Origin of the sequence: Halomonas sp. MCCC 1A11062 (assembly GCF_021404355.1) — a bacterium.
Taxonomy (GTDB): domain Bacteria; phylum Pseudomonadota; class Gammaproteobacteria; order Pseudomonadales; family Halomonadaceae; genus Halomonas; species Halomonas aerodenitrificans.
This window is the reverse complement of the sequence record NZ_JABFTW010000013.1, coordinates 12,197-28,664: the sequence shown is the minus strand read 5'-3', so window position 1 is coordinate 28,664 and position 16,468 is coordinate 12,197. Positions and strand designations below refer to the sequence as shown.

At 58.1% G+C, this 16,468-nt stretch carries 18 protein-coding genes; all 18 read right to left on the bottom strand.

Translation table 11 applies throughout. The annotated features are described in order from the left end of the window. Complete coding sequence (pseI, locus tag HOP58_RS14585; RefSeq protein WP_234260721.1) at nt 1-1,062, bottom strand: pseudaminic acid synthase; 1,062 nt, start codon at nt 1,060-1,062, stop codon at nt 1-3. After that, on the bottom strand, nt 1,062-2,723 hold the full coding sequence (gene pseG, locus HOP58_RS14580) for a UDP-2,4-diacetamido-2,4,6-trideoxy-beta-L-altropyranose hydrolase (protein ID WP_267963450.1): 1,662 nt from the start codon (nt 2,721-2,723) through the stop codon (nt 1,062-1,064). The genes pseI and pseG overlap by 1 nt, the downstream gene beginning before the upstream one ends. Beyond that, complete coding sequence (gene pseF, locus HOP58_RS14575; RefSeq protein WP_234260719.1) at nt 2,720-3,451, bottom strand: pseudaminic acid cytidylyltransferase; 732 nt, start codon at nt 3,449-3,451, stop codon at nt 2,720-2,722. Before pseF ends, pseG begins: the two co-directional genes overlap by 4 nt. After that, nucleotides 3,448-4,611, bottom strand: coding sequence for a UDP-4-amino-4,6-dideoxy-N-acetyl-beta-L-altrosamine transaminase (gene pseC, locus HOP58_RS14570; RefSeq protein WP_234260718.1), 1,164 nt, complete (start codon nt 4,609-4,611; stop codon nt 3,448-3,450). The genes pseF and pseC overlap by 4 nt, the downstream gene beginning before the upstream one ends. Next, complete coding sequence (pseB, locus tag HOP58_RS14565) at nt 4,611-5,609, bottom strand: UDP-N-acetylglucosamine 4,6-dehydratase (inverting) (protein WP_234260717.1); 999 nt, start codon at nt 5,607-5,609, stop codon at nt 4,611-4,613. The genes pseC and pseB overlap by 1 nt, the downstream gene beginning before the upstream one ends. 24 nt (nt 5,610-5,633) lie before the next feature. Further along, the gene (locus HOP58_RS14560) at nt 5,634-7,457 is read right to left on the bottom strand and encodes an ABC transporter ATP-binding protein (protein WP_234260716.1); all 1,824 of its coding nucleotides are present in this window, start codon (nt 7,455-7,457) and stop codon (nt 5,634-5,636) included. A gap of 91 nt (nt 7,458-7,548) precedes the next feature. Further along, on the bottom strand, nt 7,549-8,883 hold the full coding sequence (locus tag HOP58_RS14555; RefSeq protein WP_234260715.1) for a hypothetical protein: 1,335 nt from the start codon (nt 8,881-8,883) through the stop codon (nt 7,549-7,551). A 499-nt stretch (nt 8,884-9,382) separates the two neighbouring features. Beyond that, nucleotides 9,383-10,708 (bottom strand): UDP-glucose/GDP-mannose dehydrogenase family protein, encoded by a 1,326-nt coding sequence (locus HOP58_RS14550; RefSeq protein WP_234260714.1) that lies wholly within the window; start codon nt 10,706-10,708, stop codon nt 9,383-9,385. A gap of 16 nt (nt 10,709-10,724) precedes the next feature. Then, the gene (locus tag HOP58_RS14545) at nt 10,725-10,949 is read right to left on the bottom strand and encodes an MBL fold metallo-hydrolase RNA specificity domain-containing protein (protein ID WP_267963449.1); all 225 of its coding nucleotides are present in this window, start codon (nt 10,947-10,949) and stop codon (nt 10,725-10,727) included. Continuing rightward, nucleotides 10,921-11,397, bottom strand: a complete 477-nt coding sequence (locus tag HOP58_RS14540) for a hypothetical protein (protein ID WP_234260712.1) — start codon at nt 11,395-11,397, stop codon at nt 10,921-10,923. Before HOP58_RS14540 ends, HOP58_RS14545 begins: the two co-directional genes overlap by 29 nt. Further along, nucleotides 11,394-11,693 (bottom strand): nucleotidyltransferase domain-containing protein, encoded by a 300-nt coding sequence (locus tag HOP58_RS14535; protein ID WP_086508900.1) that lies wholly within the window; start codon nt 11,691-11,693, stop codon nt 11,394-11,396. Before HOP58_RS14535 ends, HOP58_RS14540 begins: the two co-directional genes overlap by 4 nt. Next, nucleotides 11,684-11,857, bottom strand: a complete 174-nt coding sequence (locus tag HOP58_RS14530; RefSeq protein ID WP_267963456.1) for a DUF2442 domain-containing protein — start codon at nt 11,855-11,857, stop codon at nt 11,684-11,686. The genes HOP58_RS14535 and HOP58_RS14530 overlap by 10 nt, the downstream gene beginning before the upstream one ends. Nucleotides 11,858-11,902: 45 nt before the next feature. Beyond that, on the bottom strand, nt 11,903-12,133 hold the full coding sequence (locus tag HOP58_RS14525; protein WP_234260711.1) for a hypothetical protein: 231 nt from the start codon (nt 12,131-12,133) through the stop codon (nt 11,903-11,905). A 213-nt stretch (nt 12,134-12,346) separates the two neighbouring features. Continuing rightward, nucleotides 12,347-12,646: a nucleotidyltransferase domain-containing protein gene (locus HOP58_RS14520; RefSeq protein ID WP_086508900.1), complete on the bottom strand. Its 300-nt coding sequence runs from the start codon at nt 12,644-12,646 to the stop codon at nt 12,347-12,349. Continuing rightward, a complete protein-coding gene (locus HOP58_RS14515) occupies nt 12,637-12,894 on the bottom strand; it encodes a DUF2442 domain-containing protein (protein ID WP_267963448.1) in 258 nt (85 codons plus the stop codon). The genes HOP58_RS14520 and HOP58_RS14515 overlap by 10 nt, the downstream gene beginning before the upstream one ends. 45 nt (nt 12,895-12,939) lie before the next feature. Continuing rightward, the gene (locus HOP58_RS14510) at nt 12,940-13,869 is read right to left on the bottom strand and encodes an Rpn family recombination-promoting nuclease/putative transposase (RefSeq protein WP_234260710.1); all 930 of its coding nucleotides are present in this window, start codon (nt 13,867-13,869) and stop codon (nt 12,940-12,942) included. Nucleotides 13,870-13,926: 57 nt separating this feature from the next. Then, complete coding sequence (locus tag HOP58_RS14505) at nt 13,927-15,372, bottom strand: MBL fold metallo-hydrolase (protein WP_234260709.1); 1,446 nt, start codon at nt 15,370-15,372, stop codon at nt 13,927-13,929. A 48-nt stretch (nt 15,373-15,420) separates the two neighbouring features. After that, nucleotides 15,421-16,413 carry an IS30 family transposase gene (locus tag HOP58_RS14500; RefSeq protein ID WP_234260708.1) on the bottom strand — a complete coding sequence of 331 codons (993 nt, stop codon included), beginning with the start codon at nt 16,411-16,413 and terminating at the stop codon, nt 15,421-15,423. Nucleotides 16,414-16,468: the final 55 nt, after the last annotated feature.

The window sequence follows — 16,468 nt, the reverse complement described above, 5'->3', positions numbered from 1 at the left end:
TCACTCCGCCGGATCAAGTTCTTTAAAGCTAACAGGCATGCCAGCACTACAGTTTCTATTAACTCTTCTTCCAACTATATCTTTTAGATATTTAGGAGAAAGACCATAGCCAGGCCTTATGCTTCCTACAGCAGAAGAGCATATTAGCTCTCCTTTTTTTAAATCTTTTAAAAAATAGAGAGAGCGCCGAAATTTTATATTTCCTTGTTCGCTGGATTTTCTTCCATAGTCTATTTTCCCCAAAGCCTGCCAAGCAGTTTTAGCATCACGGCATAGGGCAGCAAGTTCTGCAGGCTCCAACGAAAAGCTGTCGTCGGGACCGCCGCCATTACGGTCTAGCGTAAAATGCTTCTCGACAAGACTGGCTCCTAGAGCAATGCTAGTGATAGCAGTGGTGTTATCGATGGTATGGTCGGACAGTCCCGTCACCAACCCAAAGCGTTCAAGCATATCGGGAATAGTGAGTAGATTGTAATCCTCTGGCGGTGCTGGGTAGCCGCTAACGCAGTGCAGAACCGCCAGTTGCTTGCAACCGGCACCACGAGCGGCGTCGATTGCTTCCTGGATCTCTTCGGCGTCGGCCATGCCGGTGGAGATGATCATCGGCTTGCCGGTTTTGGCCACGTACTCGATCAAGGGGAGATCGACTGCTTCGAACGAGGCGATCTTGTAGGCAGGCGCCCCCAAATCTTCAAGAAAATCCACGGCCGTGGGATCAAAGGGCGAGCTAAAGATGGTGATGCCTAGCTTACGGGCATGCTCAAAAAGGGGCTTATGCCACTCCCACGGCATGTGCGCCTCTTCGTAGAGTTCGTAGAGCGTGCGCCCATCCCATAGGCCACCTTTGATCTTAAAGTCCTCGCTATCGCAATCCAAGGTGATGGTATCAGGGCGGTAGGTCTGCAGCTTGACGGCATCCGAACCGGCTTTAGCGGCTTCTTCAATGATGCGCATCGCTGTTTCTATCTTGCCGTTATGATTCGCTGAAAGCTCAGCAATAATGTACGGTGGATGGCCGGGGCCAATCCGACGGCCGTCGATTTCGATCCAAGGCTGTGTCATTAGTGCTTGGCTCCTTGTGAGTCATACCATTCATCGGCCAATAGACCGAAGCCGATGACATTATGGTAGGCACTGCCGTCATGGAAATGGTCACGCAGGGTTGCTTCGCGACGAAACCCTAGGCGCTCGTGAAAATGAAGTGAACGCTGGTTATCGGCAAGGACTTCACCGCACAGCTTATTCAAGCCAAGGGTGGCAAAAGCATAATACAAGGTGCACCGTCCTAGCCCCTGACCGCTGCCGCGTGGTGCGTCTGGTGCAAGATAGAAGCCCCATTCGGCGCGCCTTGCCTGGGTGTCCACCACGTTGAGGTTGACAACGCCCAGCGGCTGTCCGTCCTGCTCATAGATTAGCAAATGACGCTCGGGGGTTTGCCTAGCACGTTCAAACCAGGTGAGATGTTCATCCAGCGTAATCATCCGCTGAGTGTACATGAAGCGACGTACGTCAGGATGGTTGCGCCAGGCCAGCACTCGCTCAAGGTCGTGCTCTTCCATAGACCGTAGCCTATGACGGCTAACGTGTTGCATCTCAGCTAACACGCGAGCTACACCTTGCCCATCCACCAACTCGGCTGCTTTTTTACTTATCGTGCTCAACACGCCGGGAGAAGCCAGTGCGCCCAGTTGCCTCTGCAAAGTTTCCTTCAGTTCAGCCACGTTTAGAAGTAACGCGGCTCGGTTCTCTACAAGCGCGCGGGCACTCTCTTCCTGGTTATCTGCCAATACCACTATCAAGGTGGGTAACCCCAGGCAGCAGCGCTCCCAAGAGGTGCTACCGGCGGCACCGATTGCGAGATCCGCCTCGGCCATGCGCTGGGCCATATCGCTGACGTTGAACACCACCTCGGTAGGCCAGGGCATCGCCCTGGCCTGGGCTGTCACCGTTTCCCGCCAGGGGGCGGTGGCGCCCATCACGACGCAGATCTGCAGGCTATCCGGTAAGTCGCAGGCTGCCAGTGCGTCCAGTACCTGGCCGGTCACGTTGTCCCTGTCCACGCCGCCGAGGTTGATCAGTAGGCGCTGCAAGCGAGGCTCCCGGGAACGTCGGTTGAGGCTGGCCTCACGCCACTCGCGGAATTCGGGGCGTAGCAAGGCGTAGCCTGGGCCTGCCAGCACCTGGCAGGCATCAGGCACCAGACCACGATAGTCCTCCGCCTTTCGGCCGAGGTTCTGGTCTAGCAGAAGATCGGCAACATGGCGTCGATCCGCCAGGTCATCGATCACTAGCAGTCGCGGCGCCAAGGCGGGAAGCCCATCAAGCACTGTCGTTTCCCAGCGATGATCCAGAGCGTAATGGTCCACCACCAGCCAGGTGGGACTCAGCTCGCTCAGGATCGGTAAACATGCAGCGGCGTCCTGCTCCCAACTTCCGCCTAACCAATGCGCATGAGCGGGTCTCGTCTCAAATTCAGACGCAGGCTCAACTTCGCTATCTTGTTTTTGCAAGTGGTGCACAACAAAGCCACGCGCTTCGATTACGTCACACAGATGCCCCGGATGTTCACGGCAGATGAAATGACACTCGGCACCTAGCTCATGGAGGACATCGGCGAGTGTCAGGCAGCGCATGACGTGGCCGCTTCCAATCTCCAACGAGGCGTCAACGCGGAAAGCTATTGCTTTCCCATGAAAGCAGGATGGCGAGGGTGCTGCAGTCATGCTTCACCACTCTGCTGCTGAGCCCGCCAAGCTTTGAACAGCCATTCGGCTCGAAGCCAATCCTCAGGAGTGTCGATATCCTGTACACGATGACGTGGCAGCACTAGCGGCACGGCACGCTCACTGAAGATGGGCGCCCCGGCACACCAAGCGTCGGCCCTGCCCCAATAGAACTGGCCGGCATCGTGCCAGGCCTCTTCGAGATCCTGGGAACGGGTATGGAAGTGTTGCGGCTGGAACATGGCCACTCGGCCCTGGGGGGTCAGGCGTAGCGCCCGCTGAATGGGAAAGGCGTAACTAGTGACAGAAAAGGCATAATCGACGTCATGACCGCTCTGCAGTGCCTCGTAACCCGCAAATAAATCCTCCGGCAACACGAAGGGAGCCGTGGCATAGAGGCAACAGACCGCCTCATGGGCCTCACCTTGTTCTCGCAGCCAGTCGATGGCATGCGCAATGACCGGAATCGTGCCTGTATGGTCATCGGATAGGTCGGCTGGCCGGAAAAACGGCACATCAGCGCCATACGCTTGAGCCACCGACGCGATTTCGTCATCATCGGTAGAAACGAGTACCCGCGCGAAGCAGCCAGTGGCCAATGCGGCCTCGATCGACCAGGCAATCATTGGCTTGCCGGCGAATTCACGAATATTCTTTCGCGGTATCCGCTTGCTGCCACCACGAGCGGGGATAATGGCAATGGCCTGCTCCTCAAATCCCTGGGTCATTTTCCCACCACCGCCTGTGTCAACGCCGTCACGACTTTATCCTGCTGCGCTTCGCTCATGGTGGGATAGAGCGGCAGACTGATGGCTTCGGCGTAGTAACGCTCCGCTTCCGGGTAGTCGCCTGTCCCCTGGCCCAGTTGACGGTAATAGGGCTGGGTGTGCACGGGGATATAGTGCAGATTGACGCCGATGCTCTGTTCGCGCAGGCGCTCGAAGATCTGGCGATGTGTAGAGGTGACCTGATCGAGCTTGAGGCGAATAACGTAGAGGTGGCGCGCTGAGTAGCTGTCCGGATTTTGCCAGGGCGTGGTGACCGGAAGCTCGGCCAGGGCGGCATCGTAGCGTTCGGCAAGGGCGTTGCGCCGAGCCACATAGTCGTCCAGGCGCTCAAGTTGGGAAAGCCCCAGGGCGGCCTGCAGCTCGGTCATACGGTAGTTATAGCCCAGCTCGACCTGCTGGTAGTACCAGGGGCCGTCGGCCTCGTGAGTCATAAGCGCCGGATCACGGGTCACGCCGTGGCTGCGCAGCAGATCCATGTGTCTGGCCAGTGTATCGTCGTTGGTCAGCGCCATGCCGCCTTCGGCAGTGGTGATGATCTTCACCGGATGGAAGCTGAATACCGTGATGTCGCTGAAGCGGCCGTTCCCGATGTACTCGCCTTGATATTTACCACCGATGGCGTGGGATGCGTCTTCGATAATGCGAAAGCCGTAGCGCTGGCTTAGCGCGTGGATAGCCTGCATATCGCAGGGCTGGCCGCTAAGGTGCACTGCCACCACGACCTTTGGCAGGCGCCCTACCCGCTCGGCTTGCTCCAGTTTTGCTACCAGCGCCTGGGGGCAGAGATTGTAGGTGCGTGGATCGATATCCACGAAATCCACCTTGGCACCACAGTAAAGTCCGCAGTTTGCTGAGGCGACGAAGGTAATAGGAGAGGTCCACAGCCAGTCGCCCTCGCCCAGGCCCAGCGCCAGGCAGGCAATGTGCAAAGCAGAGGTAGCGCTGTTCACCGCCAGCGCATGGCGGGCGCCAACCTTGTCGGCGACGGCTTGCTCGAAGCGCGGTACCACCGGGCCTTGGGTTAGGAAATCCGACTGCAGTACCTCAAGCACGGCGTCGAAATCGGCCTGTTGAATGTCCTGGCGACCGTAGGGAATCATTAGATGGCTCCGATCTTATCCCAATTGGCATCGATCCATGCCCGAAGCTCGCTGTCACTCATCCACTCGGCATTGTTGTCGCTAGCGTAGACGAAGCCTTCCGGCACTTTCTGGCCATCCTTGATGCGGTTGGCGTCCTTGTCCCAGCTGTTGATTGCCGGCAGGATCTTGAAATGTTCGGGGTACTCGTAAGTGTAATAGGCATCTTCGGCGCCGATCATCTGCTCATGCAGTTTCTCGCCGGGTCGAATACCGACCACTTCTTGCTTTGCCTCGGGGGCTACGACACGAGCTAGGTCAGTGACCTTCATGGAGGGGATCTTCTTTACGTAGATCTCACCGCCTTCCATATCCTCAAAAGCGTGCCACACCAGCTCTACGCCCTGCTCCAGGCTGATCATGAAGCGCGTCATGCGCTCATCCGTAATCGGCAGCACGCCCTTGTCGCAGATCGACATGAAGAACGGTATCACTGAGCCACGTGAGCCCATCACGTTGCCATAGCGCACCACCGCAAAGCGAGTGTCATGCCCACCGGCATAGGAGTTGCCCGCCACGAACAGCTTGTCGGAGGTCAGCTTGGTAGCACCATAGAGATTGATGGGGCTGCTAGCTTTGTCGGTCGAAAGTGCCACCACCTTTTTGACGCCTTTATCGATACAGGCATCGATCAGATTCATCGCGCCGATGACGTTGGTCTTGACACACTCGAAGGGATTGTACTCGGCGGTAGGCACGATTTTGGTAGCCGCTGCATGCACGACATAATCCACACCGTCCAAGGCACGATAGATCCGATCCCGGTCACGTACATCGCCTATGAAAAAGCGTACCCTTGAGTCCCCTTCGAATTTCTTGGCCATCTCCCATTGCTTCATCTCGTCACGCGAGAAGATGATCACCCGCTTGGGATTATAGCGCTCAAGCAGCATGGGGATGAAGGTATGGCCGAAAGAGCCAGTGCCGCCGGTGACAAGAATGGATGCGTCATTGAACATTCAGAAATTTCCTTTCAACAATCGTCAAGCATGTTCAGCCATGCGCTGAAATATGGTATTGCGCTCGGCCAGTTCGCTATAGCAACCATCATCCACAGACTGACCGTTAGCCAACAAATAAATACTGTCGCACTGCCTCACTGTCGCCAAACGGTGGGCAATCATGACAATGGTTTTTTTACCCGAAAAATCGTGGATAGCGTCCATGATCAGCTTCTCGGTAATGCCATCCAACGCACTCGTTGCCTCATCGAGAATCAGCACATCAGCATCATCGTAGAGTGCTCTTGCTATACCGATACGCTGGCGCTGCCCACCGGATAACTGAACGCCGCGTTCACCGACACGCGTATGCAACCCTTGTGGGAGCTCTTCCAGCAGCTCGTCTAGATGTGCCATTTGAGCAGCTTGCTGTACCCGTGCTTCATCGATCTTTTCAGGCGGAATACCGAAGGCAATGTTCTCGCGAATACTGGCATCCGCCAGGAAGATGCTCTGGGGTACGAAACCGATGCTGTTCTGCCATTGCCGACGGTTGGCATCGTTGATCGGTTGCCCATCGACCAACAACTCTCCTTGCTGAGGCTGAATCAGGCCCAGTAGCACATCGATTGCCGTCGACTTGCCCGAACCGGATGCTCCTACCAGGCCGATTACCTGCCTCGCAGGTATAGTCAATGTCAGATCGTTCAAAGCCGGCTCTTCCTTACCTGGGTAAGTCAACGAAATATTGCGCAGCTGAATTTCTTCGTTAACGGCCAGTTTGTCTGTCGTCGCTAACTCACCGGCGGCCATGGCAACTACTGCATCCTGGTCAATGGCTTGCTGGTAGCTCTGCTGCATGGCCTCGCGAATCGATTCGAAGGCTGCCGTATTGCCCTTGATCTTCGCCAGGCTCTGGTAGGCCTGTTGGAAAGCGGGCAGCATCTTGAAGCCGGCCAGGGCGTAAACAGAAAGTACCGGCAGCATATGGCCCAAGCTACCCTGGTGTACCCCCAGCAAATAAAGCACCAGCAACATGATGCTACCGAAGGCGATCAGTTGCATGGCGTAGCGAGGCACTTCGCTCAAAGCCTGGTTCACTCCCTGCGCCCTGGCCAATTTATCGCTGGATTGAATGAAGCGCTGGGTAAACAGAGCTTGTCTGCCGAGTAGCAGAACGTCCTTGATGCCACCGAATCCTTCATTCATCAACTTGTAGCGCAGTGTATTCATGTTGGAGATACGGTGGCCATTGTCAGCCAAGCGTTTGCGAACCACCTTGAACAGCAACACGTATGAGAACAGGAAAACTGCCAAGCCCACGAAGGCTACTTTTGGATCGTAGAAAACAAGCCCCACCACCATGAAGCCCGCCATGGTCAGCTTGGCATTGAGTTGCAGCACCGGGTTGAGAATGCCATTGGTTACCCGGCCGGTTTCCTGTGCCACCTGCTTGGTCAGCTGGCTACTGCTGCCGCTGGCGTGGAATAGCCATGGCTGGTGCAGGTAGTGGGTATAGAGCCGCTGACTGATCTGTGCCCCCACGCTATGCGCGAACATCGCCATGCGCCAAGTGGTCAGCATCGAGAAGCCAGTGCCCACCACCATCACTAGGAGTACACCGGAGCCGAGCCAGAACAGGAAGGTACCCGGCGAATCTGCCCCGCTGGCGGCGTAGAGTTGCGCCAGCATGCCATCGCCTTCCAGGCGCGACATATCGCCCACCACAGCCATGAAGGGCGCGATGGCGGCAACACTGGCAATTTCCGCAAACGCCATGATCACCACCAGCACTTGCAGGCGCAGAAAACGCTTGCGCTGCCTAGGTGTGAGCAGGCTGTAGAGTTCTTTTAGCAAAGATAACATAAAGGATGATTTACCGCTTAAAAGGTGCGTGATGCGAAAAAAGCGCGCTATCGCCTAACGAGATATAGATCTATGCCAATAGAAAGCGCCGTTAAGCAACCGCCAAGTCTTGATCCAAGCCGTTGAGCTCATCGCTATGCAGCACACCGTTATTGACAAGCTGCGTTGTCACCATCAGCGGACTTACCTTGAAATTATCAGCCGCTCCTTGGATAGCATCATCTGTATAGTCTCCTTCCAGCACGTCCTTCAAAGGTTCGATGGGACATAATAGCTCTGCTGCAAAAGCGCGCTGAAATTTTTGTCGGTAGGTGTTTTGCATAGTTGCCAGATGTAGGCGCTCGTTCGTGCCCTGCACCAGGGTATCACCCAATAGCCGTGCCAGTTCGAAACGCCGACCAGTCTCCCACTTTGAACGGAGCAATACTCGGCTCTGCCCACCTTCCCAGTCGAGTTCATAAGCCAATTCGGGCTTATGGTTGCCACTTTCAAGTAGCTCTATGGGTACTGCAAACCACTCGGCAAGGCATCGATTGGTGATGGGGTGCCCATCCAGCTTTTCTTGAGCGCGCAGTGTTCGCGCTGCGCTTACGCCATTACGCCAGGCTGCCAATTGATGATCGATCCGAAACTCATGTCCAGCCCACTTCAGCCGATCCTTCTTGACCGATGCAACACCTTTAGAGTGTGCCCACTCTTGGAGTTGGCTTGCACTGATTACCGCATTGCCCGCGCCCGCCGCCAGTTCTTCAACAGCCGCCTGCCCTAGCAGGGCCGCATCATGGTGTAAGGTCACTATCAGCTGTTCAGGGCATTCATCTGGATCAAAGCCCAACAGAGCTTCAAGGCGACGGTAGACAGTCAATTCAGGATCGGCACGCTCTGCTTGCAGCTCTTCCCACATCAATGGTAGGTCTGCTTCAGCTACTCTCTGATCGTTAAGACGCTCGCAGACCTTTTCAATGAAGTCATCCGCGGATTTTTCAAAACTTATAAGAGGAATAATGGCATGATCTGAGGATAGATAGCGCAAGGGTTGATGTGCAGTCACTGAAGTTTGCTTTGCGCTGATCCGCATGCGTACGCCATCGCTGACAAACTCCACATTTGGCCACAGCCAACCACCGCCAACATTCGGCATGCGGTGAGCTTCGAACCAGCCAGGGACTTGTTCTTTTCCGCTACTACGCGGCTCATAGCAAAGGCGCCACCAATTCCACACCAGCCACTCAGCGAGGCGATTGGCTGCCAACACGGCATGACGGCGCACTCCACCAGTCAATGTATCCTCAGCGCGAGTCAAACAGAGGTCTGCCACCATCAGCTCAAGCTCGGCTAAGGTGGCATTGTCCGCTATCGACTCCCATTTGGCGCCCCGGCTAACCGGGTAGGCTTCCAACCATCGTGCACCGATCTGCATGCTCATGGGGCTCGCCTCTCCCATTCCTCAAGAACTACGCCTGCAAAGGCTGAGTCCAAGACCATTGGATAGCCATGATACTCTCCAAGCTCCTGATTCTGAAGCTGTGACTCGAACACAAGGCCGTCATGTACCGCCCAGATATTCTGCGGCCAACCATTCCGGGACTGTACGCTCACCATAGCTCTCCTTACGCCGGCCCGCAGCAATTCCTGAGCTTCATGGAGTGAAAATGTTCTATCGGCATCACAAAGCGTCTTGTCAGGTCTCGGTTTTGGCTCGGAAAAGCCGTAATCAGCCGGAAAACGCTTATGGTAAGGGCTCCCGCGGTAACATACCTGCTCGGCAAGTTCCTGACGCTGCTCGGGGGGCAGCAACTCCGCTTCCAAGAGAGCTTCTTTCGGTTTTCTGCGCATCCGGCGCGAAGGACGCTTCATCTCCAATCAGCACTCTTCATCTGGCTATCTAAATCTTGTCGGCATTGGCACATGGTGGAACGGTACCATCAAGTGCGCCCTACTGAGTAATAGGTCATGCCCTTCACCGCCATGCGTCTCGGCTCGAACATGTTGCGCCCATCGAAAATCACCGGCTGGGCGAGCTGTTGCTTGATCAGTTCGATATCCGGGGCGCGGAAGCTCTGCCATTCGGTAACGATTGCCAAGGCGTCGGCGCCGCGCAGAGCGGCTTCCTTGGTGCCGCACAGGGTGAGGTCGTCGCGGTTGCCGTAAATGCGCTGGGTTTCTTCCATGGCTTCCGGGTCATAGGCCTGCACCTTGGCGCCGGCTTGCCACAGGGCTTCCATCAGCACGCGGCTGGGGGCTTCGCGCATGTCGTCGGTGTTGGGCTTGAAAGCCAGGCCCCAGATGGCAAAGGTCTTGCTTGCCAGGTTGCCCTGGTAGTGCTTGTGTATCTTCTGGAACAGGGTGGTTTTCTGCTCTTCGTTACGCGCTTCCACCGCCTTGAGCACCTTGGCGTCGAAGTCGATATCGTCGGCGGTGCGAATCAGCGCCTGTACGTCCTTGGGGAAGCAGGAGCCGCCGTAACCCACGCCGGGGTAGATGAAGTGGTAGCCAATGCGCGGATCGGAGCCGATACCCTGGCGCACCATCTCGATGTCCGCCCCCAGGCGTTCGGCCAGGTTGGCCATTTCGTTCATGAAGCTGATCTTGGTGGCCAGCATGCAGTTGGCGGCGTACTTGGTCAGCTCGGCGCTGCGCACGTCCATCACGATCATCTTGTCGTGCTGGCGGCTGAAGGGAGCGTATAGCTCGCGCATCACGTCTTCGGTCTGCTTGCTGGAGGTGCCGATGATGATGCGGTCCGGCCGCTGGCAGTCGCTTACCGCGCTGCCCTCTTTCAGGAACTCGGGGTTGGAGACCACATCGAAGCGCAGGTCCTTGCGGCCACGGGCTTCCAGCACGCCATCCACCTTGTCGCGCACCTTGTCGGCGGTACCTACCGGCACGGTGGATTTGTCGATGATGATCTGGTCGCGCTCCATGTGCTGGGCGATGGTTTCGGCCACGGCCAGCACGTATTTGAGATCGGCGCTGCCGTCTTCGTCCGGCGGGGTGCCCACGGCGATGAACTGGACCTGGCCGTGCTTCACACCAGCGGCGGCATCGGTAGTGAACTCCAGCCGCCCGGCGACAAAGTTCTCTTTTACCAGCGGCTCCAGGCCCGGCTCGTAGATGGGTATTTCGCCCTTCTTGAGGCGTTCCACCTTGGCGGCATCCACGTCCACACACACTACGTGGTGGCCAACATCGGCCAGCACGGCTCCCTGTACCAGACCCACGTAGCCGGTTCCGAATACGGTAACGTTCATCGCCGTTCCTTTATGATTAAACGCTCATTGAGAGTGATTGTTCAGTGTGATGTCGGCCCAGCGTCACGCTCATCTCATGCCCTGCCCCTGCGGCCCATTCCAGCAGCTTGGCCTTGAGGGCAGCCTGGGCGTGGGCGTCGCCGTGTACCAGGCGCACTTCCCTTGGCGGGTGGCGCATGCGGCGCACGAAGTTGAGCAGGTCGTGTTGGTCTTTAATCCAGCAAACCTCTTCGCTCGGCATCAGCAAGCATGGCTTGGGCAAACGCAATTAGCGTTTCCTGATAGTCGTACGCGGTTGTCAGGGCATCAGCTAGCACCTGGGGCGATTCGATGTACTCGTGGATCATCTGATTTCGGATCTGACGGATCTCGAGCCACTTGTCGGCAGAGTCGAGCACACCCAGTTTCTCGGCGCGGTCCAGGTTGTCGGCCACGGCTCCTGTTTTCTCACCTAAAGCACGAAGCCAAAGCGGTAGAAGCTTGTCTCCAGCCGTGTCCTGAAGACGACAGAAGCGGCTGGTGTATGCTTCCACTCTTTCTGCCAGTGCTTCATCTTCACCCAGCTTGGCGGCACGCTCCTCGGTAAAAGGTAGGGTAAAGACATTGCGCGAGGAGTAGCTGAGGTGATGAACCTCCCGCTCGACTACTCGCTTCAAGAAGCGCAAGCGCTCCGAAAGATTGTCTTTCACAGGCGAACTCCCTGTTCTCGTGCCAGCTTGTGTATCGTCTGCTCACTGAGGTTCGGTGCGCTCACGAGCACATCGACCTTGCGCCCGTGCATGGCGCGCATGATCCGTACGCTGAGCCGGGCCGAGAGCTGTGCCGGATGCTCAACGGGCTTATCAAGCTCCACGAACAGGTCGATATCTCCGCCACGAGCGGTGTCATCAAGACGCGATCCGAACAGTTTTACTGTGGCGCTCTCACCCAGCTCTTCATGAACGATCCGCTGGATGGTTTGGCGTTGGGTATCCGTCAGGCGCATGGGGGTGGAGTCGCCACACGAGGTGCAGCGCCAGCCAGCTCCCAGTGCTCGCGCTCAGCCTGGCTGGCGGTGGCCAGTCGGGGGTACCATGCCAAGGGCACGGAAATCGCCCGCCCGTCCATCAGCTCAACTGTGAGACGGTCATCATCGATGCTGACGCTCATGACCCGGAGATCGGCGGATGAATGGGAGGGCATATGAAGCTTCTCTTAGTGCTGCAGCTCATCGCGCATGGCTTTTACATCATCTAACGGCAGCCCGGTGGCATCAGCAATAGCGCGATCGCTCAGATCGGTGGTCTGGATAAGATTCCGTGCCGTGCTGCGCAGCGCTTCCTCTCGGCCTTCTTCGCGGCCTTCCTCGCGGCCTTCTTCGCGGCCTTCTTCGCGGCCTTCCTGCTTCCAGCGCTTCGGCCACTGACCAGTGCGTTCTTGCAACATGGTGTATACCTCCCGCAGGTCTTCCAGTCGGTTGAGTTCCTGCCAGTGTTCTTTGGGTGCCTGGCGTTTGGCCCAGACTTTCTTCACCCAGCTTGGCGGCACGCTCCTCGGTAAATGGTATGGTAAAGACATTGCGCGAGGAGTAGCTGAGGTGATGAACTTCCCGCTCGACCACTCGCTTCAAGAAGCGCAAGCGCTCCGAAAGATTGTCTTTCACAGGCGAACTCCCTGTTCTCGTGCCAGCTTGTGTATCGTCTGCTCACTGAGGTTCGGTGCGCTCACGAGCACATCGACCTTGCGCCCGTGCATGGCGCGCATGATCCGTACGCTGAGCCGGGCCGAGAGCTGTGCCGGATGCTCAACGGGCTTATCAAGCTCCACGAACAGGTCGATATCTCCGCCACGAGCGGTGTCATCAAGACGCGATCCGAACAGTTTTACTGTGGCGCTCTCACCCAGCTCTTCATGAACGATCCGCTGGATGGTTTGGCGTTGGGTATCCGTCAGGCGCATGGGGGTGGAGTCGGCACACGAGGCGCACGAGCGCCTTGTAGCAGTCCTTCGGTACTCAGGTCTTCGTCGATATCCGGCCAGTGGATTCCCTGAATCCAAGCAATAAGTGCAGCGCCAGCCAGCTCCCAGTGCTCGCGCTCAGCCTGGCTAGCGTTGGCCAGCCGGGGGTACCATGCCAAGGGCACGGAAATCGCCCGCCCGTCCATCAGCTCAACTGTGAGACGGTCATCATCGATGCTGACGCTCATGACCCGGAGATCGGCGGATGAATGGGAGGGCATATGAAGCTTCTCTTAGTGCTGCAGCTCATCGCGCATGGCTTTTACATCATCTAACGGCAGCCCGGTGGCATCAGCAATAGCGCGATCGCTCAGATCGGTGGTCTGGATAAGATTCCGTGCCGTGCTGCGCAGCGCTTCCTCGCGGCCTTCTTCGCGGCCTTCCTGCTTCCAGCGCTTCGGCCACTGACCAGTGCGTTCTTGCAACATGGTGTATACCTCCCGCAGGTCTTCCAGTCGGTTGAGTTCCTGCCAGTGTTCTTTGGGTGCCTGGCGTTTGGCCCAGACTTGCTTCAGCCAGCTTGTGAACGCGTTACGCAGCTCCTCTTGTGGTTCAGAGTAAAGCCACTCGACCAGCCGCCCCAGAACGTTCAAGGCTTCATCGACGCCACGGTAATGCTCAAGGTTGAATAACGCTGCAACGACATTTCGCGTCTCTTCGGGCCAGTCGGGATCGTTGACAATTGCCTTTTCATCCAGCAGCAAGTAGCGCACGGTGGGGCAGTATTTCTCCAGGCCGCCGCTTACATTTTCGACCATCTCGGCGACATCTTGTGCCGCGTTCCAGCGCCTTTCCCCATTATAAAGCACAATGGGCAGCACAGGCGGCAGCTTGCCGCTCGGAGTGAACGCCTTCTGGCGTATCAGATCCTGGTAGAGCAAGCCCACATAGCTCATGATGCGTACGGGCATGAAGCGGTCGACTCGGCTCTGAAACTCGATGAGCAGATAAACGTAAAGCCAAGTATCGCCCCACCTTACACGCCAGACGATATCGCTCTCGCGGTCACGTAACTCGTCCGTCACGTAGGAGCCACTCGCTTTCTCGAGCGAATCCAGATCCAGCTCTTCGACCCACTTTTCATGCACAAAGCCGGTCAATAGGTCTCTTACCATTCGCTGATGCGAAAAAAGTAGCTTATAGCTATTATCGTGGCCTGCCATGTGTCTGTGCTCTTCCATCCGTGGTCGCTATTATTTCACACCCGCTCAGCTTGAGTCTCATGCCAAGGCCTGATCGGGCGCCTCTGCGTTCGTGCTCTCCGCGAGATAGTCACCACCCAGCGTCACGCTCATCTCATGCCCTGCCCCTGCGGCCCATGCCAGCAGCTTGGCCTTGAGCGCAGCCTGGGCGTGGGCGTCGCCGTGTACCAGGCGCACTTCCCTTGGCGGGTGGCGCATGCGGCGTACGAAGTTGAGCAGGTCGTGCTGATCGGCATGGGCCGAGTAGCCGTTCACGGTTTCCACGCGGGCGCGTATCTCGATGCGCCGGCCTTCCAGTTCCACCCAGCCGCCGCTGGGCCCGTAGCGCTGTATGTTGCGCCCCGGCGTACCCTGGGCCTGGTAGCCGGTGAAGAGCACGCAGTGGCGCTCGTCGCTCAGCATGCGCTTGAGGTAGTTGACCACCCTGCCGCCGCTGACCATGCCGCTGGCGGCGATTACCACCGCGGGCCTGCCGCTCTCGGCCAGGTAGGCCACGGTGCGCTCGTGGGCGGCGTGGTCGTCTACGGTGTAGAGGTTCTCGAAGCTGAGCGGGTGGCGTCCGCTGCGCAGGCGGCGGTGGGCTTCGGCGTCCCACCACGGCTTGAGCTCGCGGTAAACTTCAGTGAAACGCGCAGCCAGGGGCGAGTCGACGATGATTTCGAGCTCGCGCCAGCGTTTGCTGCGTGCGTTGTGTATCAGCCCTTCCAGTTCGTAGAGCAGCTCCTGGGTGCGGCCTACGCTGAAGGCGGGTATCACCACGGTGCCGCCGTTTTCCAGCGCTCTGTCGATGGCGGCCTTGAGCCGCTGGCGGCGGTGGCGCCTGTCTTCGTGCAGGCGGTCGCCGTAGGTGGCTTCCAGCACCAGCACGTCAGCCCGGTACGGCGGCTTGGGCGCGGGCAGCAGCGGTGCATGGGGCGCGCCCAGGCCACCTGAAAAAACGGTGCGCTGGCTCTGCCCATTGGCCTTGTCGTGCGTTTCCACTTCCACGTAGGCAGAGCCGAGGATGTGACCGGCGCGCTGCAGCTTGACGCGAATGCGGTGGCGCTCGTCGTCGAGTACGGTGTGCCACTGCTTGTACTCCAGCGCTACCAGGCGCCCTTCCACTTCGGCCAGAAAGCGTTCGATCAGGGCCCGGTCGCGGGTGAAGCCGACCCTAAGCGCATCTTGTATGACCAATGGCAGTAGCCGCTGGGATGGCACCGAGCAGAGAATCGGCCCCTTGTAGCCCGCCGCCAGCAGGTAGGGCAGCCGGCCGATGTGGTCGATGTGCACGTGGGTGACCACCAGCGCCAGCACGTCTTCCACCGGGAAGCGCACGCTGTGCTGCTCCAGACTTTCGAGGTGATCGGCATCCTGGCCCTGGAACAGGCCGCAATCCACCAGCAGCGCGCGGTCCTCGGCGATTTGCAGGCGGTGGCAGCTGCCGGTGACACCCGCCCCGCCGCCGTGGTGGAGAATGTTCAAGAAGTCATCCCTTACGTAAACTATGCGACGCTTTTTAGATACCTGAATTCAAGCAATAAGCGCAGCACCTGCTGTGTCCAGGGCTCCTGAGTACTCCCCCAGAAACACCTGTGCCGGTGTCCGGTAACCGAGTCGCTTTCGAGGGCGGTCGTTTAGTTTCTCGACCACCTTGCGCAGCTCGGCATCGGTGACCTGGCGGAAGTCCGTTCCCTTGGGGAAGTACTGCCGTATCAAGCCATTGGTATTCTCGTTGCTCCCACGCTGGCCAGAGCAGTAGGGATCGCAAAAGTAGGTCTTTGCGGTCACCGCCTTGCCTACGGCTATGTGGCCGGCGAACTCCGAGCCGTTGTCTAGGGTGATGGTCTTCACAGCACCCCGGCGAGGCTTCAACAGCCGGATCATGGCCGCTTGCGTCAGCTCCGCTGAGACCCTGGGCAACCTCGCCGCCAGCAGATAGCCGCTACGGCGCTCTACCAGCGTCACCAGTCCCGATTGCTTATGCCCCTGGATGACGGTGTCGCCTTCCCAGTGCCCGATGACGAGCCTGGCATCGACCTCTGCCGGGCGATGCTCAATGCCCACGCGGCTGGGGATCTTGCCAAGCCCAGCGCTCTTGGCCTGAGCCCGATGCTTGCTGCGACGCTTCGGTTGGCGGAGATGCCGCCATAGATCGCCACCTTGCGCTCTGTCATCCCAGATCAAGGAGTAGATCCACTGGTGACTGACGCCTACGCCGGCCAACGGTGCCATGAAGCCGCTGATCTGCTCCGGACTCCACTCCTCTCGCAGCCGGTCGGCAACGGCGGTGATCAGGCTGGGCAAGCGCTTCGTCCACTTCCAGGCGGTGCGGCGGCGGTGATCACTGAGGGACTGGGCCTGCTCGGGGTTGTAGCCACCAGAAGTGGCGTTACGACGCAGCTCACGGCTGACCGTGCTGCTGTGGATTCCTAGCTCTCTGCCGATTTGACGCTGGCTCACGCCCAAGTCATAGCGGGCGTGGATCTGGTATCGTTGGGTCTGGGTCAGCTGTCGGTATCCCATGCTCTGCTTCACTTTGGTCGGTGAGCCGAGAAGGGTACCGGCGCTGGCCCTCCTG